Raw genomic sequence first — 24,822 nt, 5'->3', positions numbered from 1 at the left:
CTACTTTTTTGTTATGTTTTGAAGAATAATGAAAATTAATATCCTCTATTCATTAAATAGACAAACCAAACAGCATGATTTTGCTCATCTTTAGCTGCTCTAATAAATTGTTCTTTAATATATGGGTCACTGGTTTTATCGGCAATTTCTAAATAGAAATCCACAGTTTGTTGCTCATCGTTAAATGAATAATCTAAACCAGTTTGATAAGAATTTGGACATTGATCAGTTAATTGAGGCGAATGCTCATGCCCTGTTAGTTGTCTGTATATTTCGTTAAAAATCCTAAAATGTTTTTTCTCATCTTGTCTTATTTCTTTAATAATAGTCCTAGTTTTCTCATTAGGTGCTAATTGCTGAAGTTTCTTATAACAATTAATTGCAGAGTACTCACCATTAATGGCTTTAGAAATATCCATTATAAGTTCGTGATTGTCTCTGAATTGTATTGGCTTACTCATATAGTACATTTAATCAACTCCTTAATCTAAATCAGTTTAGAATATGCAATTTGAAAAATTAAGGAATTTGTCCACAAGAATTATTAAGACTACTAGTACTGAGAATAATGGTGATGAACAAACTCAACGGTTTCACCCATGCTCTAAACAGAGGGTGGAAGGCCGCTATAGGGAATAAGGTGAAAATTGGTGAAAAACAATTCTCATTCCTCCCCATTAAGTAAAAGAATTTATAGCTGAGGCTTGTCTTTGGTACATAGTGATTTGAAGACCCTATGACGAAAGAATTTCTTTTTAAAAGAGCTACCGAAGAAAAAATGATTAAGCTCTTTTTTTAATTAGGGTATCTATTCAAAGGGTAACGGGGAACGAGCACCTTTAATACAGGTCAAGGCATGTGGTAAATAATGTTTAATCGTTTAGGAGATACACCGCCCATGGTTCTTTAAAAGCTTTGTGTAAAATTTCTTTCATTTGTTCTACCTTCAATTTTATCTCTTCACATTCAGAACTTTCAATAATGGTAACTCATGGACTTTAGGTGAAATTATAGTTTTTTTAGAGAAGTTATATGGCGGTTACAAATTATGAGGAAACTTTGATTTAAACAAGTAACATTTGTAGGCTGATATCATAATGTATAAAAGGTGAGTAACAGTGAAAAAGAAAAAGTATGGATGAACGAAAAGCAAGAGAAAGAAGGAAAATAATAAAGAGCCGGAGTGACATTATTTATGCCAATTAATTCTACTGATAAATCTGAGAAATCTGTTGAAGAAAAAATTAAGAACATCGAAAGCAATATTGTAATTACACAGTGGATACAAGTAGTTGGCGTTTTATCCGAAGCTGTTCTTCTTACTAAACTATATCTCTTAAAAGATAACGACAATATAAACTTAACTGGGGAGGGTAAAATATTATCTGGCATATGGGTACAAACAATAGGACAATTAGTAGAGGCTACTGGAGTAACTAAACAATTAGAAACTTTAGACGATCTAACATTGCTTAAATTTCAAGAAATTGCGGTTGCCGGAGATTTACTTCAATCCATAGGAGCAGGGCTACAAGCAATTGGAGGAGAACAGATTTTAGCTGAAGATGGTATAGGGAACATTTATGAAAATATAATACCTTAAAATGAAAACAACGGCACATAACTCTTTAATAAGTAAGAGTATCAATTACCCCTTTAGTTGTCGAAAGGATTATTAAGTTAATGATTATTTCAGGAGAAAAGCTTGTAATTTCTGGAGCCATTATACTTGCTATAGGTGCCGTTGTTGAGGGCATAGGTCAAACAGAATCATCTTTTACGGGCACAGATTTAGGTAAGGATCTTATTGTAGAAGGAAATTCAGTTGAAGCATTTGGGAATTCTTTGCAGGCTGTGGGGAGAACGCTACTACTAAATGACAAAAGAGAGGTCACACCTTCAGAGCTTTATACTATTACAGGAGCATGGCTAGAAGCTGCAGGAAATACAGGGAATGCGGTAGGAATAAGTATTGAACTGTCAGGGTTAGAAGAAGATGGAATTCTCATTGATACTCTTGGTAGTGAAGTTCAAGGTCTAGGTGCAGGACTTGAAGCATATGGTGCATATATTTCGGAGGATTCAAACTTTAGAGCTCTAGGCATTTTAGGTAATGGACTTATATCTTTCGGATCCTTTGTTGTAGCAATTGGGAATATCTTTATATTAAATAATTTTAGAGATAAAGGAGATTTAATACTTTTCATTGGAAGTTGGTTACAAGTGATCGGATCTTTTATTTTAATATTCGCAATAAATAAAGAGTTTGTCACTTAGTTCTTTTACAAACTTTTTTTAAGGAGAAATGTTAGTAAGGGGGTGTTATTATGAGTAAACAATATGCACAAACAATACAACTAATTGGTGGGAATATCATTAATATTTCTCAAGTGATATCTCCAAAAATAAATAAGAATAGACTTATATTAAATAAAATTGAATATATTGATAATATTACTAAATGCATTAATTCAGGCTATAATTGTTTATTTTCGATAGAAAATACTGAAAAATCAACAATAATGAACAGTGAGCTTAAATCTTTAGTAAAAGCATATAGGAAACTAATAATATGTTTAGAAGATTTATTACAGGAAATAAAGGGATCACCAAATATCAAAATTGAAAATTTAAGTACCCATTTTGTTAATCTAGAAAAAATAGAAACAGAACTATATTTAGCTACAATGCAAATGATAGAAAAAATAAATAAAAAAAACAAGTAAAACTTATATGCTAATAAGGAATGGTTTATATTATTTTAGGTGTAATTATATAAAGAGTTTTAATAAGGGGATTTGATCTCTAGTTAAAATACCTGTCGCATTTACTGCATTATTTAATTTTGTTAAAGCATCCTGGAGAATTTTTTTACTTGTTCTTAATCTAGGATTAGAAATAATTATTCAATTATCATGCTCAATTTGTTTAACTCCTTATTTCTTAGCTCAATTATTAAATATGATAAGCAGAAAAAATCAGGTGAAATGATGATATTAGCCAAGAAACATTTCTAGGCTAATATCATAATGCTAAAAGACGAACTGTACCATAAATTTATTAGATGAAAAATATTGCATTTGATATCGTCATTGTGTGGTTTTAGAAGTTGTTGGTATTTTATGCATTTAAAGCTGTTCTTCTTTTTAATTATATAATTTAAGTATATTCAAAAATAACAACTCTGGGCGTTTAGGTATAGGATTTATATTATTCAGATCCTTCATATCTTAGATTATTTAGATGGAGGTATAGTTCAATATGAATAAAAATAGTAATAGTTCAATTGAAATCGAAGAAGCTAAAAATATTTATATAGGAAGATTATTTACATTGGGTGGGTCAGTTTTATTTTTAATTGGATCATTAATAGCAGCAATTGTAGGTTACCAAGCTTATATGAGACTTTTAAATGGTTAAACCCCTCTATATAGAAGGGTTTTTTTGTATAAGTGACAACCTTATTATATACTTTAAAGAACATCAAGCCTGGTATTTTTTGTTTTCGATTTTAACGATTAATTGATTCGATTCTTTAGCCACTTTTTTTGTCTCCATTACAAGTTGAAAGATGTTTTCGCTACAACGCTGTGCCCCTTTAATTAAAAGTGGCACCCCTATGGAATCAATTCCAAGACCTCGTGAAAAAAAGCCTCCGAGTGTCATAGCTAACGGTACAACAGGAGAGGTATTAGAAAATATTATTTTTTTATTCATAGTTTGATGCTGTAGAGATAAAAGTTCACTAAAATTATATAGTGATTTTACAGTTAGTTTGGATGATCTTCTCCCGATAGTATAAACCGTATTACCATCACTATCAATTCCATGATAAATAAACTCCCCAGCGTCCTTCTTTTTTAGCTTGTTAAAGTACGGAACAGATAAAATCTCTTCTTTACTTGGTATTAAATTAGTATCACTCAAAATATTTAGGTGATAGGCAGCGGCTAAAGAGGTGGTATGGGTACCTCCAAAATCGTGATATATATAGATGATTTTTTCTTTCATATCCATCCATCCTCTCTTTTATAATTAGGGTAATCCTACTTCATTCTTTCCATAAAAGTAGCCTATTATAATTCCTTGGAGATTCTTGAGAGGAGCCAAAAGGTGGAAATGATAATCGAAAAATAGGAGAACCGGCTTAAGAGTGGTAATTATAAGTTAACCAGCTCTCGATAATAGCTATGAGAAACGTCTCTGTGCTCAGTTAACTTTGATCCTTCCATAGTACTTGCCAACTCTATTTAAACATGACTAGTATCTGATTAGAACTTATTCTATCCAACACACGGTAACCTGTTTCTGAATATGTGGCGATTCCTTCATCATTCGGTAAACAGTAACCATTAATTGAGCAACTACCATCATCAGTCACTAGCAATTGACCGAGTAATCCAACTGTTACCCACTCTTTACGTTTACTTCTTGGTATATAAGATTGCTGTGAATCGTATGCGGGGGTTAATTTTGGTGCCACTCGCGTTACTTTGCGAGGTACTCATCATTAGAGTCACTTGGAATTTGTTCATATTGAGTACGGCCCCATTGATTCTTTAGATACTTATGATGCCAATGCAGTTCAGCGGCATTCCCCTTAATGGCGGAGGCAGCACTTGTAATGCCTAAAATATAGCTGTCTGCGCTGGTTGCTATTTTCACCTTTTTACCTTGTAATGTGATAAATCTACCTGGTGTAATGCTGTTTCCATCAATCGTTTCAAACATTTCAGCATAGTCAGCGCCATTTTCATGAAGTGTACCATCGATAAATAAATCTCCTGTACATCCTTGGAGTAGCGCAGCTGAACCTCTGTTGCTAGCACTTGTTCCATTACCGACATGCCAAGAATAATTGTCTGTTGTTTCTCCATATATTCCCATTATATGTGAACCGATATTTGTAGCTATATTTTGAAACCCTTCAGCATGAGAAAAAACACCTTGGGCTACATTATTTTGTCCTTCTACATGAGCGGCTTGACCAGTCGCGTTATTGTTGACACCCTCCGCATGTGAGGCATTCGCTGTAGATAGGGTATTTAAACCTTCTGCATGAGCACCTGTGCCGCTTGCGGTGGTTCCGTAACCTTCAGTATGCGAACTATTACCAGAAGCAGTATTGGGTAAAGAAGCGTTATTTGCATTCGCTCCCCTTCCACATGGGCCCCATTTCCAGAGGCGATATTATTGAACCCTTCTGCATGTGCATAGTTTCCACTAGCGGTGGTTCCTCTTCCTTCTGCATGAGAATAATCCCCACTTGCTAGTGTTGTATTTCCTTCAGCGTGAGCGTTTATACCTTCTCTTCTTGTACGAGATCCTTCGGTGTGCGACGCGTATCCTGCTGCTGTCATTTCTATTCCCTCGGCATGGGTAAAAGCATTTGAAGCAACAGTTGAACTTCCTTCAGCGTGAGAAACATAACCGCTTGCTTGGGTGAAAAGACCTTCTGCATGAGCAAAGCTATCAGATGCTACGCTGGTACCACCTTCTGCATGTGAAGTGGAGCCAGATGCAGTCGTTAAATATCCTTCTGCATGAGAGTTAGTACCAGAAGCGATAGACCCTTGCCCTTCTGCATGATAAATACTCCCAGAAGCATTTGGCTGAAAGCCTTCCGCATGAGCATAAGAATTATTTGCAACTGTACTTCTTCCTTCTGTATGAGCAACAAAACCACTTGCTTCAGTGTCCATTCCTTCCGCATGCGTGTAGTCACCACTAGCTGTTGTTGTATTCCCTTCTGCATGGGCACTAAGACCACTGGCTAAGGTGAGTGTTCCTTCCGCATGAGCTGACTCACCTTCAGCAGTTGTTAAACTCCCTTCCGCATGAGAAGCGTCACTAACAGAAGTGGTTTGAAACCCCTCTGTGTGAGCAGCTGTGCCAATAGCATTTGTTTGGCTCCCTTCCACATGAGAAGCGACTCCAGTAGCTAATGTTTCAAACCCCTCCGCATGAGAAGCATTACCATCAGCAGTCGTTGAATTCCCCTCCGCGTGAGCAGCTTCACCGTTTGCATTTGTATTTATTCCACCTGCATCAGAACAGGCACCATTTGCATTGCGATTACATTCTGCCATTACATAATTCTCTCCTTTCATACGGGTTAATAAAATTATATAGATGTATTTTTAAAAGAGGTTAACTGAAGGCACTCTGTATACATTTACCCTTCATCTGCTTTAACTTATGAGTTGAGCACTTATCACGATTGTATGTTTGTCCATTAAGGTTAGCTATTTTTGCGAAGAAGCCTAAAGAGAAGTGAAAAGCGCTAGTATTAGTGAGAGGGAATAGGGTAAAACTAAGCAAAATATGATGTTGAAAGGAATGAAAGCAATGAGAGAAATTCATTCTAATATCGAGGGAAAGCAATATCACTTGTTTAAACTGGAGCAGTTATTAAAACCAATGGGTTATACAATTGGAGGGAATTGGGATTATGACCATGGTGCGTTTGATTACAAGATTGATACGAACAATGGTTATCATTTCTTACGTATACCCTTCAAATCCATAGATGGTCAATTAGATACAAGCAATTGTACAGTAGAACTGGGAACACCTTACCTCTTGTCACATATTTACGAGAGCAATATTGATGAAAATAACGCAAATATCGGTAATTTCTCTGCTTCATTTAATCAATTTCAGGCACCAGTTGATAAGGACGGAGAAGTTACCGAAAGATATGTAGCTATAGGTCACGAGCTTGTTAAAGAACTAGAGGGGATTTTGCAATATTAATTTTTTATCGTGATAAGCAAATCCTCTGCTTGAAGTGAAAACGGGTGAGGGGGATGAATAATCATCTCTTCTCCTCGTTTGATGCCAAGAATCAATATATCTTCATTCATTAAGCTAATACTTACATCACGAAAATTAGCCCCAATATGGTCAGTCAATATGGGCTCAATACCTAGTCTTCTTTGATCAATTTGCCTTAGTAAACTGAGAAATGCCGTAACCATTTCTCTTGAAGTAAGGCTACTAATCATGACAAAGCTTGTTAATAAGTTCGTTTGCACGATTTCATCTGCGCCTGCTCGCTTCGCATTTTTCATCTGTTCAGTTGTTAGGATTTCTACAATACAAGGTAAGGATGGATTCATTCCTTTAACAGCAATTAACGTCAAGATACTGTGCATATCTGCTTGGTGTTCGTCTTTGTTTTGATCAGCGGTAATAATCAATTGTCTAGCGTCCATTACACTTGCTTTCATGAGCACATCATCTCTTTGTGGATTGCCTTTGACGAAATGAAGGTTTTGGTGGGGCAATGGATTTTCCTCCAATGTTTCATCAATTAATGTGACGGGTACGCTATTAACATAGCTACATATCGTTTTCAAAATTTCTCTCGAACGAGCATTCCAACCGATGACAATAATATGATCACGGTCTTTAAACTTGAAATTTCCTTGAATATAGTCATTTTGCTTAGCGACAGCGGCAGTAGACAATGCAACGAAATAAGAAGCAATAAAACCTGCTCCTGTCAAAACAAGGACAATTCCTGCTAGTCTTCCGACAACAGAGTGAGGCACAAAGTCACCATACCCGACAGTTGAAGCAGTTATGACAGCCCACCAGATACCATCAAACCAAGTAGGAAAACTATTTGGCTCTAATAAGTGAACAAAACCGCCAAATAGGATAATTGTCATCAGTGCCATGATGAGTATACGAAAGACCAATGGTAAGCGAGTGAAATAAGAATACAGATAATGTGGCATTTTATAAACTCCCCTAGAAAATAGTATTATTTAGTATAGGTGAAAATCCATTTTCATAAACGATTTTCACCGATAAATGAAAAGGAAGAGAGGAGAAAGAGAATGAAAGTATTAGTAATAGGAGCGAACGGGCAAATTGGTAAACAAGTGATGGATAAATTAAGTGAAACAACCGGTGATATACCTGTAGCAATGGTAAGAAAAGAAGAACAATTAACTGATTTTAAAAACCGTGGGATGGAAGCGGTCCATGCATCATTAACTGGTACGGTTGAAGATTTGGCTAAGGCTATGCAAGGATGTGATGCTGTTGTCTTCACAGCAGGATCAGGAGGCCATACAGGATATGACCAAACATTGCTCATCGATTTAGACGGCGCAGGTAAAGCAATCGAAGCAGCGGAAAAAGCCGACGTTTCTAGATTTGTGATGGTTAGTGCCATACATGCGAATGACCGAGAAAAATGGTCAGCGATTGAGCCATATATGGCAGCTAAACATTATGCTGATAAAATGCTGATGAATAGCTCATTAGACTACACGATCGTACGTCCTGGTGGCTTATTAAATGAACCAGGAATAGGGAAAGTGAAGGCTGCTGCTTCTCTTGAAAGAAATACAATTCCACGTGAAGATGTGGCTGCAACAATCGTTGAGGTGCTTCATAATGATCAGACCATTCATAAATCATTCGACCTCGTTACAGGGGAGGAAACGATAGGTGAGGCGCTAAAAGGGATTTAGTAAAAAAAATACAGAGACATGGAAATAAATAGAAAGAAACTAGAGCAAATTCTAATAGAGAATTTGCTCTAGTTTCATTTGGAAACAATCTGTTTATAATTTCGTTGCCGACATACTCATGAATTTTTCTTCATATAAGGAATCCCTCCAATTCAAATTAAAAAACGACGAAGAGTACTCAGCTGCCTAAAATGATATTTCCAATTCATTGCTGCAGTTTTTAGATAGATATTACTTTCAGCATTCATTGCATAAAAAATAGTCATATGAGGGGAGGAAAACTTCTATTAAATAAAACCTTCCTGTTGGTGCTGTTCAAATATTTATTTTTCATAGATAATATTCTTTTAAGTACTTTATGAAGGAGAGGAAACAATGGGCATACGTTCTTTTATCCCATTATTAGTTTTATTGAGCTTGTTAGTTAGTTGTACGCCAGAAGGGGAATCCCCATTTACAGAGGGAAGACAAACAAATGATTATCAGGTTGATAGTGACTATTATAAAGAGGCAAAAGGGAAAACGGGAGATGAATTAAAAGCAGCACTTCATGAGATTATAGATGATCATAATGAACTGACTTATCGTGAGGTATGGGAAGCGTTAATGGTGACAGATGAAGATCCACAAAATAGAGACAATGTAATTTTATTCTATAGTGGAAGATCGCAAGACAAGGACTTAAAAGGTCCAGATGCAGATGACTGGAACCGTGAACATATTTGGGCAAAATCCCATGGTGGATTTGATACTGATCCAGGTGTAGGAACAGACCTGCATCATTTAAGGCCGACGGATGTAAGTGTAAATGCTTCTAGAGGAAACTTAGATTTTGATAATGGTGGAAAAGAACATCAGGAAGCAAAGGGTAATTATTATGATCATGATTCTTTTGAACCTCGTGATGAAGTGAAGGGTGATATTGCCAGAATGCTTTTCTATATGGCGGTACGTTATGAGGGAGATGATGGCGAGTTAGATTTAGAATTGAACGATAGAGTCAATAATGGACGCACGCCTTTGCATGGAAAATTATCCGTTTTGTTAAAGTGGCATAAAGAGGACCCTGTAGATGAGAATGAACAACGTAGAAATCAATTCATCTATGAAGAATTTCAAAATAACCGCAATCCCTTCATTGATAATCCTGAATGGGCATTTGCTATTTGGGATGATGAACAGTAAAAGTGGAATAGAGTAAGTCTGGTATAATTGTAAATTTTTTTACATTTCAACCAGACTTTTTTTACTTCACGAGAATGAAAGGCAGGCTCATTTTAGCAATAAACAAAATAACTTTAATTTTAAAAAAATAAGCCATTTGTATCAAAAACAATATTGACAGTTGATTTGTATGATGTTAGTTTAAAAGTACTTACATGTTCTTTATAAAGAACTAACAAAGAGGGAGGTAGCGCATGACAGCAATTACTGGTATATGGAGCTTCAATGAGTGGGAAATTCCCGTTCATTATGGGGATAGGATGTTGCAACAGTTTCAAGGGTTCCGTTATGATCAAGTGCAAACAATAAGAGAGCGCCGCCTATTCTTAAGTTGTTCTTTAAATTGGATTACACCACAATCTATGGGTGAGGAAATTCCTTATTATAATCGAGAAAAAGGGTTAGCTATTATATGCAATAGTATTATTGATAATCGCGAAGACTTATACCAGCTATTAAATATTCGGAAGTATGAGAGATATATGATTACCGATAGTCAACTGATTTTATATGCCTATGAAAAATGGGGAGAAGATTGTCCTAGGTTTTTAGTCGGTGATTTTGTATTCATGATTTGGAATGACAAAAAACAAACATGGTTTGGAGCTAGAGATTTCTCAGGCACGAGAACATTATATTTTACTAAAAATGCTTTGTTCTTTTCATTCGCATCGACTATGGGTGCACTACTGACTTTACCAGAAGTAGAAGATACATATAATGAGAACTGGATCGCTGAATATCTTGCTAATCCATTAACGATAGAATCAGTAGATTTAACCTCAACAGTCTATCAATCAATCTATCAAATTCCACCTTCACACTCAATCACGATAACGAAACATCATACGCAGTTTAAACAATACTGTCACCTACTAGAAGAAAGAGAACCGCTTAAACTAAAGAATGATGAACAATATATTGAAGCATTTCAAGAATTATTTCAAAAAGTAGTTGATTCTAAATTAAGAACATTTAAGGGAAAAGGTGCTCATTTAAGTGGGGGGTTGGATTCAGGTACAGTCACTGCATTTGCGGCCAAATCATTACAAGGGGAACCGTTACATACTTTCAGTTACATCCCTATTCCCAAGTTTGAAGATTGGACACCCAAAAGTAGACAAGCGAACGAAAGACCATGGATTGAAGAGATGCTTAAGCTATACCCTACTCTCGTTCCGCATTTCTTATCTTTCTCTGACCGTAATGCTTATACAGAAATGGATGAGTGGTTGAATGTGATTGAATCACCTTATAAATACTTCGATAATACGTATTGGTTACGAGGGATTTACGAACAAGCATCAGCTTTGGATATAGGTATTCTCCTCAATGGCCAACGTGGCAATTGGACCATTTCTTGGGGTCCAGCGCTTGATTACTATGCAAGTCTTCTTAAAAAGTATCGATTATTACATTTTTTAAAAGAGACTAATTCCTATAGTATCGCTTTAGGTGTTGATCGAAAAAAAGTTTGGTCGACTATTATAAATAAAAAAATAAGAGCATCCCATGTGAATCGGGGGCATCCCTTTCCACAATTTATTCATCCTGCATTTGCAAGACAAACAAAGGTGTATGAAAAATTAAGAGATAACGGTATAGACCAAGCGGGGAACGGGCTAACTAATGCATATCAAGTGAGAGAAAAACAATTCAATGACCTCTATTATTGGCATACAACAGGGGTATATGGCGCAAAAATGGCCTTGAAATATGGAGTAATTCCTAGAGATCCTACAGATGATTTACGAGTGGTCCGTTTTTGTTTATCGCTTCCGGAGGATCAATTTGTGAAAAATGGATTCAATCGTGCCTTTATTCGTAGAGCAACAAAAGGATATTTACCGAATCTTAACCGATTAAATGTGAAAAGTAAGGGTGTGCAAGGTGCAGATGGGCTGCTGCGTCTCCTACCAAATTGGTCGTCTTTTCTAAATGAAATGGAAAAAGCACTAAACGATCAGCGCATTCAGCACTTTATCGATGTGTCAGTCATCCGGGACCATCTAAAGCGTATTCAGCAACCACAAGCAAACCAGGTGTTTGATGATGATTTTCGCATAGCGATGCGGACACTCATTCTTTACCGTTTTCTTATTAAAGGAGGTGAAACAAGTGACAAAAATTTGGCAAACACCCATTTTGCAAGAACTTGAAATAAAAAGAACAATGGGAGGACCAGGATTAAAAATCCCGGATGCTGTCCAACCAGATGAAGATGAAACCATTCATCATTCGTAAGCACATTAAAGGAACCGGCCCTTGTGCTTATGTATAAGGGCTTCTTAGAAAAGAGTTGGAGAGATAATAAGTTTAATTGACATTTCGTGCGCTAAATTTGGACGCTATTGCTCTTAGGTATAGCTTAAAAAAACAGGATAGGCAGAGTCCTTTCTTTTACGCTTATAGGCAGTGGTGTCTGGCGCTTTTCTAAGAAAGGAGGATCGTTTTGGATAAGAAGACACATAAATATCGGGCATTCGGTTTATATGTATTAAGTGATATTCCATTTAAAGAACTTGTTGCTAGCGAAGAATCTGAGCCCTCTAATCCTATTGAGATGATTAGTATTAAACAAAGAGATTTATCATCTATATGGGATAATTATGGAGAGAAAAGAAAATTTAAAGTATTAACAGATCAATCCGTTCTATTTACAGTTAATGAAACGGCAACTTTCTATATTGAGGGGGGCAGGAGTATTTATTTTGACCCTCATCCTAGTAGTTCAATAGATAAGGTCCGTTTGTTTATATTAGGATCGTGTATGGGTGTACTGTTAATGCAAAGGCGGATATTACCCCTTCATGGAAGTGCAGTAATGAAGGATGGCAAAGCCTATTTAATTGTCGGAGATTCAGGGGCAGGAAAGTCGACACTAGCTTCGACGCTTATTCTTAAAGGATGGTCGTTATTAAGTGATGATGTCATACCTATTCAATTAGTAAACGGCACAGCCTATGTAGTACCGAGCTACCCACAACAAAAACTATGGGATGAAAGTATTATAAAGTTAGGTTTATCAGTTACAAGTTATCATCCTCTTTTTGATAGAGAAAATAAATATGCGATACCTGTACAGAATGTATTCACACATCACTCGGTTCCACTTGCAGGTATTTTCGTACTACATCAGGTGAATGAAAGGCCAAAAGAAATACACCCTTTAAATGGGTTGCAAAAAATTGAAGTTTTGGATGCTCATACATATCGTCCTTTTATGATCGGGCGGTTAGGACTATTAGCTTGGCATTTTGACTTATCGGTTAAGATTGCTAGTCAAATTCCTATGTATGCGATCGAGCGGTCGAACTTATTTTCAGCATATGAGCTGGCAGATACGATTCATAACTTGTTTGAGGAGGAGCAGAATGATAACAAAGAAGCCATTGTCAATCAATGATATCGTGAAACAAGTAAGTGGAAATATGGTAAGCGATATGAACGGTGAGAAAGTGATGCTGAATATTGAAAACGGTAAGTATTATAATTTAGGTGTCATTGGTGGTGAAATCTGGGGAAAGATGCAAGAAGGCGTGTTAATCTCTTCTCTCATTGTGCAAATGCAAGCAGAATACGAAGTGGAGCAAATCAAGTGTGAAGAAGAGGTGTTTTCCTTTCTTGATCAGCTTTTAAAAGAAGGGCTTATTGAAGTACATCAACATGAATAGCATACTTTTTCATAAACTTAAACATTTTCTTGCTCTTCCCTGGGAGAAAAAACAATTATTAATAGAGGCCCTAATTTATCTAGCTTATGCAAGAATCTATAAGCAGTTACCATTTTCTAAAGTTTCACATCTATTAGGTAAGCATATGAAAGAGACAGAACAAACACAGGACCTTCATAGAGAGAATCCTATTCAACAAATTTCTGAAGCAGTACATCATATGAGTCGGTATACGTTTTGGGAGAGTGAATGCTTAGTGAAGGCTGTTGCTTGTATGAAAATGCTTGAAAGAAGAGGAATAGAAAGTACTTTATATTTAGGGACTGCAAGGGATGATTACGGTGAGTTTGTCGCTCATGCATGGTTAAGAAGTGGTACTTTCTTTCTGAGCGGGGCGCATGAAAAAGATAAGTTTACAATTGTTAGTATGTTTGCATGTATACCGAAAAAGGAGAAGGAGAGATGGTAAGAACGTCATTGGATAATCAAAATTTACCTTTAGAAATGCAGCTGATCGTATCATTGATGAAAAATGAAAAGCAATTAGTACTTTCATTATGTACCAAGGTAGATTGGGATCAGTTCCTGCTAGCAGTAAAGCATCATCGAATATTCCCGCAAATATATCATGCAATAAATGAACAAAGGGTAGCTGATAAGATGCCAGCATATATATTTACAAAAATAAAGAAAGATTATGAGCAGAATATCTATCGTATGCTGCATTTGACTGCGGAAATGCACACACTCTATTTGCAGTTTCAACAAGCATCTCTACCGCTTCTTTTTCTCAAAGGTCCGATACTAGCTAAAGAGCTTTACGGTGATCTGTCTTTGCGTACTTGTGCTGATATTGATTTGCTGGTGCCGATTGAACGTATTGAACAAGCAGAACAATTAATGCTCCTACAAGGTTATGAAAAAGATGAATATATTGAATCGGTGATGGATGATTGGAAATGGCGACATCACCACTTTACCTATTTTCATAAGCAACATCGAACGAAGGTAGAAGTTCACTGGCGCCTTCACCCTGCACCAAGCACAGAGCCCCATTTTACCGAGTTATGGGAGAGACGAAGAGAAAGCCAATGGAGTAGTCAAATTAGCTTTCCTTATTTAGGTGAAAAAGATTTATTCTATTTCTTAAGTACTCACGGTGCTAGGCACGGTTGGTCAAGGTTAAGATGGCTGTTCGACATTCATCAGATCTTGTTACAGGGAAGTTTTGTGAATGATAAGGACTGGTCACATCATTTAACCCAATACCAATACGATAAAATCGCTGGGCAGGCATTATTATTATCAGTGAAACTATTTAATTCAAATGTAAAATCAACATGCATGGATAAGCGTGCATCAATAAAATTAGCAAGGGGTGCATCGTTTTATTTTCACCAATTGGTTTCGTTACATGATCATCATGTACCAAAGGAAATTGCTCATTATCATGCGCAATATTTACGTAGTTTATTTACTTTGAAGCAGAAGTTCATTCATTATTTGCAATGGTTCTATCCTTTGTCCGAAGATTATCAAGCATTCCCGTTACCGAAAAAATGGTTCCCACTTTATTATGTGATAAAACCTTTTCTATGGCTAAATAGGAAACGGCAAATACTACAAAATGCAAGAAAGAAAACTTGTTGACTTGTTCTTTATAAAGAACTAAAATGAAATAAATCTAATCTAATTCTATTTTTTTACTCTTTTTGTTCTTTATAAAGAAAATACAAAAGGTGGATTACAAATGAACAGATATTTGAATGAACCTGAGGCTAAAGAAATACAATTACCTGAACTATTTAAAGTCATTAAGAAAAGGTTTTGGCTGGTGCTTCTTTTTACGTTGCTTGCTTGTGGGATTGCTTTTATTTATCACTTATTAAATAAACCAACGTTACTCTATCAAAGTGATACGAATATTATTATTGGGGCAGAAGTAGGGTATCGAAATACTCTACAGGTCATCATTAGAGACACAGTGGTGTTAGAGGAAGTAATTAAAGAATTGAGATTAGCGGAAACAAGTGATCAATTAGCGAATAAGATTGCTGTTACGAGTGTTGATGATACGCAGGTGGTGAATATAACCGTAGTTGATTCACATCCAGAAAGAGCCGCTTTAATTGCTAATACTACAGCAAAAGTGTTTATTGAAAAAATCCCGACAATTATGGATTTTGATGAAGTCAGCATTTTGTCGGAGGCAAGAACAAACCCGACCCCTATTAATGAAAGTAATGGGCTGAATATAATAGTAATTGCAGGGGTATTAGGTTTAGTTGCGGGAATAGGCTTTATTTTTCTATTAGACTCATTAAATGATTCTGTAAAGTCAGAAAGCCAGCTTGAGAGATTAATCGATGTGCCAACAATTGGTACTGTTTCAATCATACATACAAAAAATTTGAAACAAAAGAAACAAAAACAAACAATGAAAGAAAGGAGGAAGACTAATGGTCAATATGCGGAAATGGAAAATCGGTACGAGCAATAAGGGACGAAACTTAGTCACTTATTTGTACCCTCATTCTATCATTTCTGAACAATTCCGCACGATAAGAACAAATATCCAATTTATCAATGGTGAGAAAAAGCATATGGTCTTGCTTATTACTTCACCAGATCGTTATGAAGGTAAAACGACTATGATAGGCAATATTGCTGTATCAATTGCGAACCAAAAAGAGAAAGTACTCTTGATTGATGCTAATTTAAGAAATCCAGCATTGCATCAAATGTTTATGGCAGCTCAAGAGCCTGGTTTAACAGATGTATTGAAAGGCGATGCAATACAGGAAGAAGTGACTATTTCTACGCAAATTCCTGGCCTAAAACTATTGCCTAGTGGGAAGATTCCATCCAATCCCTCAGAACTACTTGGTTCTAGTGTCATGAAGAAGCTCATAGCTAAAGTTAGCCCATTATATGATGTAATTTTAATTGATTCCCCTTGTTTATTAGATGTTACTGATACAAAGGTGTTAGCGAATGTTAGTGATGGTGTGATACTCGTCGTAAAACAAGGGCAAACAAAAGCAGAACATGTCTACAATGCTAAAAAAACACTACAATATGCAAAGTCGAACATTATTGGCACCATCTTGAATGGAAGCCATTAATTTTTTTATGATTGTTCGTTATAAAGAATATTTAAGGTGATGTCTCCTTGCCTTTATCTAAGAGAGATACTCGGTCATGCTGTGGGTTGAAAGAAACCTTAGACGCCCTGTCGTCAAGAGTGTGGTGAGAGGGGGGGTTAGATGCCCTGTTTTACTTTTAAATTAAATGTCTTTACATGAGTTGAGAATTGTATTAGTTCTAATCATTTACTGATGGTATAAGTCATTTGGAATCCTGAAGCAAGGGAGGGATGATATTGTGTCATACAGACTAAAGCTTATATTTTCGTTATTGATGGATGCAGTATTACTATTGAGTTCTTTTATATTTACGTATCTATTACTCCCAACTTCTATCTCATACAATCAAGCTATTATAATTTATAGTTTATCACTTCTATTTTATTATATCTTTGCTTATAAAGAGCAATTCTATGAGCAATTATGGTCCTATGCTAGTATTCGAGAATTTCTCATTATTCTCAGGCTTGTAGGAACGACAGTCTGTTTAACAATGATTACATACTACATGTTATTAAAAGCGTTTCTTCCACAATTTACAATCATTTATAGTTTAGTGTTGCTTATTATATTAACAAGTTCGAGATATGGCGTAAGAGTCTATCGAGAACAAATGCAAGAGCTAGCTATTAATAAGAAAAAAACATTAATTATTGGTGCTGGTTCAGCAGGAGGAATGCTTGCCAAACAATTGATGCAAGGACATGATCAATTAATTCCAGTCGGATTTATTGATGATGACTATAGGAAGCAAGGCTTGTATTTAGCAGGCTTAAAGGTTTTAGGGAAGGTAGAACAATTAAGAGAGATTGTTCAGGAAATGGGTATAGAGCATTTAATCATTGCTATCCCTTCACTTAAAAAAGAAGAGCTCGAAATCATTTTTAATGAATGTACCAAAACGAATAGCAAGACACAAACACTACCCTTTATTGAAGATATTGTCATGGGAGAAGTAAAAGTCAATCATATACGAGATGTAAAGGTGGAAGATTTACTCGGAAGAGAGCCGATTCTCTTAGAGGACAATAGTATTTCGGAGTATATTGCCAATCAAACGGTACTTGTCTCTGGTGCAGGTGGTTCAATTGGTTCAGAGATTTGTCGACAGATTTTAAATTTTTCACCGAAGCGTTTGATTCTTCTCGGTCATGGAGAAAACAGCATTTATTCCATATTATTAGAACTGGTAGATATGAAAAGTGATAGCGAACTGATTCCTGTTATTGCTGATATTCAAGATAAAGAACGCATGATTCAAGTCATGAAAAAATATCAACCGGCAGTTGTTTATCATGCAGCCGCCCACAAGCATGTACCATTAATGGAAGAACATCCAGAGGAAGCAGTAAAAAATAATATAATTGGTACAAGGAATATGGCAGAGGCAGCTCATCAGTCACAAGTCAATGTATTTGTAATGGTGTCAACAGATAAAGCAGTAAATCCAACAAGTGTAATGGGCTCATCGAAGCGTCTTGCAGAAATGCTTGTTCAACAAATGAATAAAGTAAGTACAACTCGTTTTGTTGCGGTAAGGTTTGGCAATGTATTAGGTAGTAGAGGGAGTGTTATTCCCCTTTTTAAAAAGCAAATCGAAAAAGGGGGACCAATTACTGTCACGCACCCTGATATGGTGAGATATTTTATGACCATTCCTGAGGCGTCAAGGCTTGTGCTACAGGCAGGTGCACTAGCATTAGGTGGTGAGATATTTATTTTAGATATGGGTAAACCGGTAAGAATATATGATTTAGCAAAAAATTTAATTAAACTTTCCGGCTATACAACTCAGGAAATAAGTATTAAATTCACCGGTATTCGCCAAGGGGAGAAGTTATTTGAAGAACTATTGAATAAGGAAGAAATGGACGATCAGCAAATTCACCCACATATTTATATTGGGAAAAGCGCCACTCTTTATATTGAAGAGATTGAAAGTTTAATTGATTTATATCCTGTGATGAGTAAAGAGGAATTAAGAGAACGATTGTTAACCCTTGCAAACCGAAAAGAAACGCCAGAGAAACAGCAGGAAGTTGCTAATATGTTATCACTATCTTAAGGAAGAAGGAGTGAGTAAGTATGAGGCAAGTAAGAAAAGCGATTATTCCAGCTGCCGGTTTAGGAACTAGATTTCTTCCTGCAACAAAAGCAATGCCAAAAGAAATGCTACCACTTGTCGATAAACCGGCAATTCAATACATTGTAGAAGAAGCAGTTGCTGCTGGTATTGAAGATATTATTATTGTTACAGGTAAAGGGAAAAGGGCAATAGAGGATCACTTTGATTATTCTTTTGAACTAGAACAAAATTTAATGAGCAAAGGTAAATTTGAATTACTATCAGAAGTGAAGAAGTCATCTCAACTGGCCAACCTTCATTATATCAGACAAAAAGAACCGCTTGGGTTAGGGCATGCCATATGGTGTGCACGGAAGTTTATTGGCGATGAGCCGTTTGCGGTCTTGTTAGGTGACGATATTATTGAAGGATTTACGCCATGCATAGCTCAAATGATAGAACAGTATGAAGAGCATAAAGGTACGATTCTTGGGGTGAAAAAAGTGAAAGACGAAGAAGTATCAAGATATGGCATCATTGATGGTGAAATAGTGACGGAAAGACTTCATACGGTTCGTTCTTTAATTGAAAAGCCAGACCTTAATCAAGCACCATCTAATTTAGCAATCATGGGGCGATACATCCTACCACCGCGTATTTTTGATATTCTTTCATATCAAGAGCCAGGGAGGGGGAATGAAATTCAACTAACAGATGCGTTAGCCACTTTGAATCATAGTGAACCGATATTTGCATTCGAATTTCAAGGAGAGCGCTATGATGTTGGTGAGAGACTTGGTTATATTCAAACATCCATTGAATTTGCTTTAAAACGTAAGGATTTACAAGAGGAGCTGTTAGGTTTTCTACAAACGATAACAGAAAGATATCCAATCAAATGACGGCAAAAAAACTGCTATTAGTTGCCACAGTCGACTATCATTTCAAGGCATTTCATCTCCCCTTTATGCGACATCTATACGAACAAGGTTGGGAAATACATATAGCGGCTAAAGGTGACTTAACCTTACCTTTTGTATCCAAACAGCATCGCCTCCCAATTGAAAGACATCCGTTGAAAAAAGCCAATCTATATGCGTACAAGCAGTTGAAAAGCTTAATGGAGATTCATCAATACGATATTGTTCATTGCCATACACCCACTGGTGGATTACTTGGTAGATTGGCAACTTTTAGTTTGAAGAAGAAGCCATTACTATTTTATACTGCCCATGGATTTCATTTTTGCAAAGGTGCACCACTACTTAATTGGCTTATCTATTATCCTATTGAAAAAACCTTGGCGCGGAAAACGGATTGTTTAATTACGATTAATCAAGAAGATTATGCCTTAGCCACTAAGGCATTGAAAGCGAAGGAAATAGCTTTTATCCATGGAGTGGGCGTCAATGTAGCGCAATATCAGCCAATTGATAAGGAAATAAAGGAAAAACTAAGAGAAAAGCATCTGATTGAAAAAGAGGCTTTTTTATTTTTTTATGCAGCAGAGTTTAATCGAAACAAAAACCAAAGGCTTTTACTACAAGCGTTTAAGAAAATAGCGAAACAATACCCATCTAGCCAATTACTATTAGCAGGAGAAGGACCGCTGTTATCAGATTGTCAAAGACTTGCTACTGAGCTTGGAATTGATCGTCAGGTAGTATTTCTCGGCTTTACAAATGAAGTGAAGGAATGGTTACAAATGAGTGATGTGGCTGTGGCTTCTAGTTTAAGGGAGGGCCTCCCAGTGAATATTTTGGAAGCTATGGCTTGTGGCCTACCCATTGTAGCTACTATGAATCGAGGGCATCATGAATTGATCAGGGACAGGGATAATGGATATCTGATAGCAGCGACTGATGTGCATCGTTTCGCCGAAAAAATGGAAAGTCTTATACTTTCTGAACAAGAGAGAGAGAGGTTCGCTAAAGCAAATAGGCAACTTGTTAGCAAGTATTCAACTGAAGTCGTCATGGAAGAATTAATGATCCTTTACGCTAAATACACGCAGGAGAAGAAAGATGAAAGCAATCATCAGCATTATCGTGCCTATATATAATATGGAAATGTATATTGAAAGATGTCTACATAGTTTACTCACACAAACATTTAAAAAAATTGAAATTATTGCCGTCAATGATGGTTCAACCGATCAAACGGGGGACATTCTTTCAAAATATCAAGAGAAGGATAAAAGGCTGAAGGTCTTCTACCAGGAGAATAAAGGTGTCTCCCAGGCCCGTAATTTTGGACTAAAGCACGCGGAAGGAGAGTATATTGGTTTTGTCGATCCTGATGACTGGGTTCACCAAGAGATGTATGAGGCATTATATGAAGCGCTTCAACGAGAGCAGGCAGATATCGCTATGTGTCGATACACACGAGCGTATCAACACTTTTCTAAGGAAAGATACTTCCATCACTTGAAAGAAAAAACCTATAGAGGTCAAGCCTATAAAGAACAAATTGTCAGGCGATTAGTAGGTCCAATTAAGGAAGAAGTATCTGATCCTAGTATGCTTGATGCTATGGGAACCGTTTGGTCAAAGCTATACCGTACAAATTTATTTACAAAACAACCTATCTTTTTTACAGATTTACATCATATTGGATCAAATGAGGATACCCTTTTCAATATGAAAGTGATGAGCCTAGCTGACTCTTTTGTCTATGTCGATCGGCCTTTATATCATTACTGGAAGGAAAATGAACATTCACAAACGAGTGAATATAAATCGGATTTATTTCAGCTTTGGCAGCAACTTTATGATGAAATGAATCATTGCATAAAGGAATATTCATTCAGTCGTCATGCTCAATCAGCTTTAAATAATCGTATTTGCTTAAATATGATTGGTTTAGGCTTAAATATCCTTGCTTCTAAAAGCCAACTAACGGTACGAGAAAAAATCAATGAAATAGATAACATATTAAGTGCACCTATTGTTAGAGAGGCTTTTAAAGCGTTGGATCTCAGCTACTTTCCATTCGTTTGGAGGGTATTTTTTGTTTGTGCCCGTTCACGTTCAGCTAGCAGTGTCTACTATATGCTTATGATGATTGATAAATTAAGAAAAAAACGCTGGGGGGGGTAGGTCATAATGGAATTAAGAGTGTTGCAAGTGGTAACGATTATGAATCGTGGTGGGTTAGAGACCATGTTAATGAATTATTATCGTCGGCTTAGGCATGTTGGCATTCAATTTGACTTCATTGTCCATCGGCAGGAAGAAGGTCATTATGACAAGGAAATTAAGAGGCTAGGTGGTCGTATATTTCATATGCCATCCATTCGCCCAGGCAATTACCAAAAATACTTTAAACAATTGGACACCTTTTTTGCCGAACACGCATATTATCGAATTGTACATGCTCATTTAAACGAAAACAGTAGTTTTGTTATGCGTGCAGCATATGATGCTGGAGTGCCGTGTCGGATTGCGCATAGCCATTTGAGCGATTTACATATAGATTTTAAATGGCCGTTTCGCAAGTATGCAAGATTATGCATGAAGGAATATCCTAATTATTACTTTGCATGTTCAGAACGTGCTGGGGAATGGTTATTTACATCATCATCTAAGAACAAGGTAATTGTTTTACCTAACGCAGTAAATGTGAGTCAATATCTTTATCATTTGCCAGAGCGAAAGCGGATAAGAAGAGAATTGGGCGTGGATGATTCTTTTGTAATTGGTCATATTGGGCGCTTTAATTATCAGAAAAATCATGATTTCATCATAGATATTTTCCAATCTATATCTGATAAAAGAAAAGACGCTGTTTTAATTTTAGCTGGAGATGGTGACTTAATGCCACAAATAAAGAAAAAAGTTCACAAGCTAGGGCTAGAACAACAAGTGAAATTTTTAGGTGTTAGAGAAGATATTCCTTCGCTTTTGCAATCCTTGGACGTCTTTTTATTCCCTTCTCATTTTGAAGGTTTACCTGTAGTTTTAATTGAAGCACAAGCTGCAGGTCTCAGTTGCCTTGTCTCTGATACGATAACGGCAGAAGTGAATCTGACGAATAGGGTAACATTTGTGAGCTTATCTAGAAAGGCTTCTGAATGGGCAGATAAACTGTTGCAATTAGATAACCAACATAAGGATACCTCTACGGAGTTAAAAGTAGCTGGTTATGATATCGAGACCACGAGTCAGTGGTTATCTACCTTTTATAACGAATATAACGATACTAAACATCATGCAAGCGGGACGAGATAAGATGAAACCAATATTAACAATCTTTACCCCTACCTATAACCGTGCTTACACCCTACATTTAGGCTATGAAAGTTTAAAGAAACAAACATGTCAATCCTTTGTGTGGTTAATCATTGATGATGGTTCGAATGATGGAACAAGGTCATTGGTTCAAGGGTGGATAGAAGAGGGAATCATTTCTATTCGCTACCATTACCAGGAAAATTCAGGTATGCATGGGGCACATAATACAGCCTATGAGTTAATCGAAACAGAATTGAATGTGTGCATTGATTCTGACGATTATATGCCAGTGGATGCGGTACAGAAAATCATTACTTATTGGAACCAATTTGGGAGTGAGGAGGTAGCTGGAATTGTCGGGCTTGATGCCTATCAAAATGGGGATATCATAGGGACCGAATTACCCGCTGATTTGTCTACTTGTACTCTAGGGGAATTGTATGGTGTTCATAAAGTGAAGGGTGATAAGAAGCTTGTCTATCGAACAGCATTGACAAAAACGACCCCTGCTTATCCGATTTTCTCAGGAGAAAAGTATTACCCATTAAGCTATAAGTATATTTTTATTGATCAGTTAAAACCGTTATTACTTCTCAATGAAGTATTATGCCATGTCGAATATTTACCAGACGGATCGAGTTTAAATATGCTTAATCAATATTATAAAAACCCGAAAGGTTTTGCATTCTTTCGTCAAACAGCAATGATCCATGCTCCATCATTGAAAGAAAAATTAAGAGAATGTATACATTATGTTTCTAGTTGTTTATTAAGTCGAAAGAAACACTTCATTCAAGCGTCACCTTTAAAAGGAATGACATTTGTTGCGCTACCATTTGGATATCTACTTTCATTTTATGTACGCTATGAGCAACGAAAGAGGAATGCCATGGGAAGTGACCAGTAATCATGACTGTTTTTTGGATGTGTTTATTCGCAAGTTTTAGTGTTGCTTTAATAGCTAGATACTTTTCTAGACCTGTACTTGTAGGGGATTCAGTTCAGACTGTTTATCCTAATAAACTGATGATTACTTGTGTTGCTTTCATTCTTATTGCTGTTTCAGGGGCAAGAACCAATATTGGCGATACTTTTTTTTATATGCATGCATATGAAGTCAATGATTTTAGCTGGGCAACAATAGTAGAGGGAAAGGATATTGGCTTCGGATTATTACAAATGGTTCTGAAGTTTTATACTGATGACCCGCAAGTGTTAATTTTCGTTGTCTCGTTATTGACGAACAGTTTAATAGTATTTGTTCTCGCACACTATGCAAGATTATTTGAGTTGAGTATTTATATTTATATAACTGGTGGTTTATTTTTAGTTACGATGAATGGTATTCGCCAATGCTTAGCAGCGGCGATAGTATTTGCGGCAACAAAGTTCCTTATAAATGGGAATTGGCCTGTGTACTTTTTATTTGTTATCCTTGCTTCTTCAATTCATCAAAGTGCGCTCATTTTATTACCTATTTACTTTTTTGTACGTTATAAGGCTTGGTCGAAAGCGACGTTGATATTACTTCTGATAGCCGTTCTTATTGTTGTCGGCTTTAATGAGTTTTCGACACTCCTTTTTTCAGCGATAGAAGATACACAATATGGGCAATATGCAGAATTCCAAGAAGGAGGAGCAAATATTTTACGCGTGGCTGTGGAAGCAACCCCTTTATTCATCGCTTATCTTGGGCGAGAGAAGTTAAGGACTATCTTTCCTAAAAGTGATTTTATTGTGAATATGGCACTAGTTGGTTTAGTATTTATGATTATTTCTACACAAAACTGGATTTTTGCGCGATTTTCTATCTATTTTAGTCTTTATCAATTGATTCTTGTTGCTTGGATAGTCAAATTATTTCAACCAAAGGATCAACGCTTTATTTATTATTGTATCCTTGTGCTATATTTTTTCTATTATTTTTATGAAACAGTCATTAGTTTAAATATTCAGTACCAAAGTGATTGGTTAGGATAACGAGAGAAAGAG

28 protein-coding genes are annotated in these 24,822 nt (G+C 36.3%); 22 read left to right on the top strand and 6 right to left on the bottom strand.

The window, feature by feature from the left end:
- Positions 1–35: 35 nt before the first annotated feature.
- Positions 36–470 (bottom strand): ferritin family protein, encoded by a 435-nt coding sequence (locus tag MKX78_RS19005; RefSeq protein ID WP_095372080.1) that lies wholly within the window; start codon positions 468–470, stop codon positions 36–38.
- Between the two features lie 725 nt (positions 471–1,195).
- Between MKX78_RS19005 and MKX78_RS19000 the strand changes: the two genes are divergently transcribed.
- The 4 genes from MKX78_RS19000 to MKX78_RS18985 all read left to right on the top strand — a co-directional run bounded on the left by MKX78_RS19000 (position 1,196) and on the right by MKX78_RS18985 (position 3,420).
- The gene (locus MKX78_RS19000; protein ID WP_095372081.1) at positions 1,196–1,603 is read left to right on the top strand and encodes a hypothetical protein; all 408 of its coding nucleotides are present in this window, start codon (positions 1,196–1,198) and stop codon (positions 1,601–1,603) included.
- 80 nt (positions 1,604–1,683) lie between these two features.
- Entirely contained in the window at positions 1,684–2,277 is a 594-nt protein-coding gene (locus MKX78_RS18995) for a DUF6944 family repetitive protein (protein ID WP_095372082.1), read from the top strand.
- A gap of 50 nt (positions 2,278–2,327) precedes the next feature.
- Entirely contained in the window at positions 2,328–2,726 is a 399-nt protein-coding gene (locus MKX78_RS18990) for a hypothetical protein (RefSeq protein ID WP_095372083.1), read from the top strand.
- A gap of 535 nt (positions 2,727–3,261) precedes the next feature.
- Complete coding sequence (locus MKX78_RS18985; protein WP_180316939.1) at positions 3,262–3,420, top strand: hypothetical protein; 159 nt, start codon at positions 3,262–3,264, stop codon at positions 3,418–3,420.
- 63 nt (positions 3,421–3,483) lie between these two features.
- Here the strand turns inward: MKX78_RS18985 and MKX78_RS18980 are convergent, their stop codons facing one another.
- From MKX78_RS18980 to MKX78_RS18965, 4 genes are all read right to left on the bottom strand, one after another.
- Complete coding sequence (locus tag MKX78_RS18980) at positions 3,484–3,999, bottom strand: DUF3189 family protein (protein WP_180317064.1); 516 nt, start codon at positions 3,997–3,999, stop codon at positions 3,484–3,486.
- 247 nt (positions 4,000–4,246) lie between these two features.
- Positions 4,247–4,483 carry a peptidase G2 autoproteolytic cleavage domain-containing protein gene (locus MKX78_RS18975; protein ID WP_322910408.1) on the bottom strand — a complete coding sequence of 79 codons (237 nt, stop codon included), beginning with the start codon at positions 4,481–4,483 and terminating at the stop codon, positions 4,247–4,249.
- Between the two features lie 5 nt (positions 4,484–4,488).
- Positions 4,489–4,887 (bottom strand): peptidase G2 autoproteolytic cleavage domain-containing protein, encoded by a 399-nt coding sequence (locus tag MKX78_RS18970; RefSeq protein ID WP_322910407.1) that lies wholly within the window; start codon positions 4,885–4,887, stop codon positions 4,489–4,491.
- Between the two features lie 158 nt (positions 4,888–5,045).
- Positions 5,046–6,089, bottom strand: coding sequence for a hypothetical protein (locus MKX78_RS18965; RefSeq protein ID WP_322910406.1), 1,044 nt, complete (start codon positions 6,087–6,089; stop codon positions 5,046–5,048).
- 259 nt (positions 6,090–6,348) lie between these two features.
- On the opposite strand from MKX78_RS18965, the gene MKX78_RS18960 reads away from it, so the two are divergent.
- Complete coding sequence (locus tag MKX78_RS18960) at positions 6,349–6,756, top strand: YugN-like family protein (RefSeq protein WP_095373616.1); 408 nt, start codon at positions 6,349–6,351, stop codon at positions 6,754–6,756.
- Here MKX78_RS18960 and MKX78_RS18955 read toward each other — a convergent pair.
- Complete coding sequence (locus MKX78_RS18955; protein ID WP_322910439.1) at positions 6,753–7,772, bottom strand: potassium channel family protein; 1,020 nt, start codon at positions 7,770–7,772, stop codon at positions 6,753–6,755. The genes MKX78_RS18960 and MKX78_RS18955 overlap by 4 nt on opposite strands.
- 75 nt (positions 7,773–7,847) lie before the next feature.
- Here MKX78_RS18955 and MKX78_RS18950 point away from each other — a divergent pair, with 75 nt between their 5' ends.
- The 17 genes from MKX78_RS18950 (at position 7,848) to MKX78_RS18870 (ending at position 24,810) form a co-directional block, all read left to right on the top strand.
- A complete protein-coding gene (locus MKX78_RS18950) occupies positions 7,848–8,489 on the top strand; it encodes an SDR family oxidoreductase (protein WP_322910405.1) in 642 nt (213 codons plus the stop codon).
- Between the two features lie 375 nt (positions 8,490–8,864).
- Entirely contained in the window at positions 8,865–9,674 is an 810-nt protein-coding gene (locus tag MKX78_RS18945; RefSeq protein ID WP_095372088.1) for an endonuclease I family protein, read from the top strand.
- Positions 9,675–9,907: 233 nt separating this feature from the next.
- Positions 9,908–11,872 carry an asparagine synthase-related protein gene (locus MKX78_RS18940; protein ID WP_341051910.1) on the top strand — a complete coding sequence of 655 codons (1,965 nt, stop codon included), beginning with the start codon at positions 9,908–9,910 and terminating at the stop codon, positions 11,870–11,872.
- Positions 11,832–11,957 (top strand): paeninodin family lasso peptide, encoded by a 126-nt coding sequence (locus tag MKX78_RS18935; protein ID WP_224937966.1) that lies wholly within the window; start codon positions 11,832–11,834, stop codon positions 11,955–11,957. Before MKX78_RS18940 ends, MKX78_RS18935 begins: the two co-directional genes overlap by 41 nt.
- 208 nt (positions 11,958–12,165) lie before the next feature.
- The gene (locus MKX78_RS18930) at positions 12,166–13,119 is read left to right on the top strand and encodes an aldolase (RefSeq protein WP_341051907.1); all 954 of its coding nucleotides are present in this window, start codon (positions 12,166–12,168) and stop codon (positions 13,117–13,119) included.
- Positions 13,088–13,387: a lasso peptide biosynthesis PqqD family chaperone gene (locus MKX78_RS18925; RefSeq protein WP_095372091.1), complete on the top strand. Its 300-nt coding sequence runs from the start codon at positions 13,088–13,090 to the stop codon at positions 13,385–13,387. The genes MKX78_RS18930 and MKX78_RS18925 overlap by 32 nt, the downstream gene beginning before the upstream one ends.
- Positions 13,380–13,856, top strand: coding sequence for a lasso peptide biosynthesis B2 protein (locus tag MKX78_RS18920; RefSeq protein ID WP_095372092.1), 477 nt, complete (start codon positions 13,380–13,382; stop codon positions 13,854–13,856). The genes MKX78_RS18925 and MKX78_RS18920 overlap by 8 nt, the downstream gene beginning before the upstream one ends.
- Positions 13,850–15,037 (top strand): nucleotidyltransferase domain-containing protein, encoded by a 1,188-nt coding sequence (locus MKX78_RS18915; protein WP_307318127.1) that lies wholly within the window; start codon positions 13,850–13,852, stop codon positions 15,035–15,037. Before MKX78_RS18920 ends, MKX78_RS18915 begins: the two co-directional genes overlap by 7 nt.
- Before the next feature lie 100 nt (positions 15,038–15,137).
- Positions 15,138–15,887, top strand: a complete 750-nt coding sequence (locus MKX78_RS18910; protein WP_095372094.1) for a YveK family protein — start codon at positions 15,138–15,140, stop codon at positions 15,885–15,887.
- Entirely contained in the window at positions 15,847–16,512 is a 666-nt protein-coding gene (locus MKX78_RS18905) for a CpsD/CapB family tyrosine-protein kinase (RefSeq protein ID WP_095372095.1), read from the top strand. Before MKX78_RS18910 ends, MKX78_RS18905 begins: the two co-directional genes overlap by 41 nt.
- Positions 16,513–16,771: 259 nt before the next feature.
- Entirely contained in the window at positions 16,772–18,598 is a 1,827-nt protein-coding gene (locus MKX78_RS18900) for a polysaccharide biosynthesis protein (protein ID WP_307318124.1), read from the top strand.
- 20 nt (positions 18,599–18,618) lie between these two features.
- Positions 18,619–19,500 carry a UTP--glucose-1-phosphate uridylyltransferase GalU gene (gene galU, locus MKX78_RS18895; RefSeq protein WP_307318122.1) on the top strand — a complete coding sequence of 294 codons (882 nt, stop codon included), beginning with the start codon at positions 18,619–18,621 and terminating at the stop codon, positions 19,498–19,500.
- Positions 19,497–20,660 (top strand): glycosyltransferase family 4 protein, encoded by a 1,164-nt coding sequence (locus tag MKX78_RS18890; protein ID WP_341051904.1) that lies wholly within the window; start codon positions 19,497–19,499, stop codon positions 20,658–20,660. Before galU ends, MKX78_RS18890 begins: the two co-directional genes overlap by 4 nt.
- Positions 20,623–21,696 (top strand): glycosyltransferase family 2 protein, encoded by a 1,074-nt coding sequence (locus MKX78_RS18885; protein WP_341051902.1) that lies wholly within the window; start codon positions 20,623–20,625, stop codon positions 21,694–21,696. The genes MKX78_RS18890 and MKX78_RS18885 overlap by 38 nt, the downstream gene beginning before the upstream one ends.
- A gap of 6 nt (positions 21,697–21,702) precedes the next feature.
- Positions 21,703–22,827, top strand: a complete 1,125-nt coding sequence (locus MKX78_RS18880; RefSeq protein WP_233435205.1) for a glycosyltransferase family 1 protein — start codon at positions 21,703–21,705, stop codon at positions 22,825–22,827.
- 1 nt (position 22,828) lies between these two features.
- On the top strand, positions 22,829–23,737 hold the full coding sequence (locus MKX78_RS18875) for a glycosyltransferase family A protein (protein ID WP_095372101.1): 909 nt from the start codon (positions 22,829–22,831) through the stop codon (positions 23,735–23,737).
- Between the two features lie 2 nt (positions 23,738–23,739).
- On the top strand, positions 23,740–24,810 hold the full coding sequence (locus MKX78_RS18870) for an EpsG family protein (RefSeq protein WP_095372102.1): 1,071 nt from the start codon (positions 23,740–23,742) through the stop codon (positions 24,808–24,810).
- The last annotated feature ends 12 nt before the right edge of the window (positions 24,811–24,822 follow it).

The organism is Cytobacillus sp. FSL R5-0569 (assembly GCF_038007265.1).
GTDB classification, from domain to species: Bacteria; Bacillota; Bacilli; order Bacillales; family Cytobacillaceae; genus Cytobacillus; species Cytobacillus kochii.
This window is presented reverse-complemented; position numbering and strand designations above follow the sequence as displayed.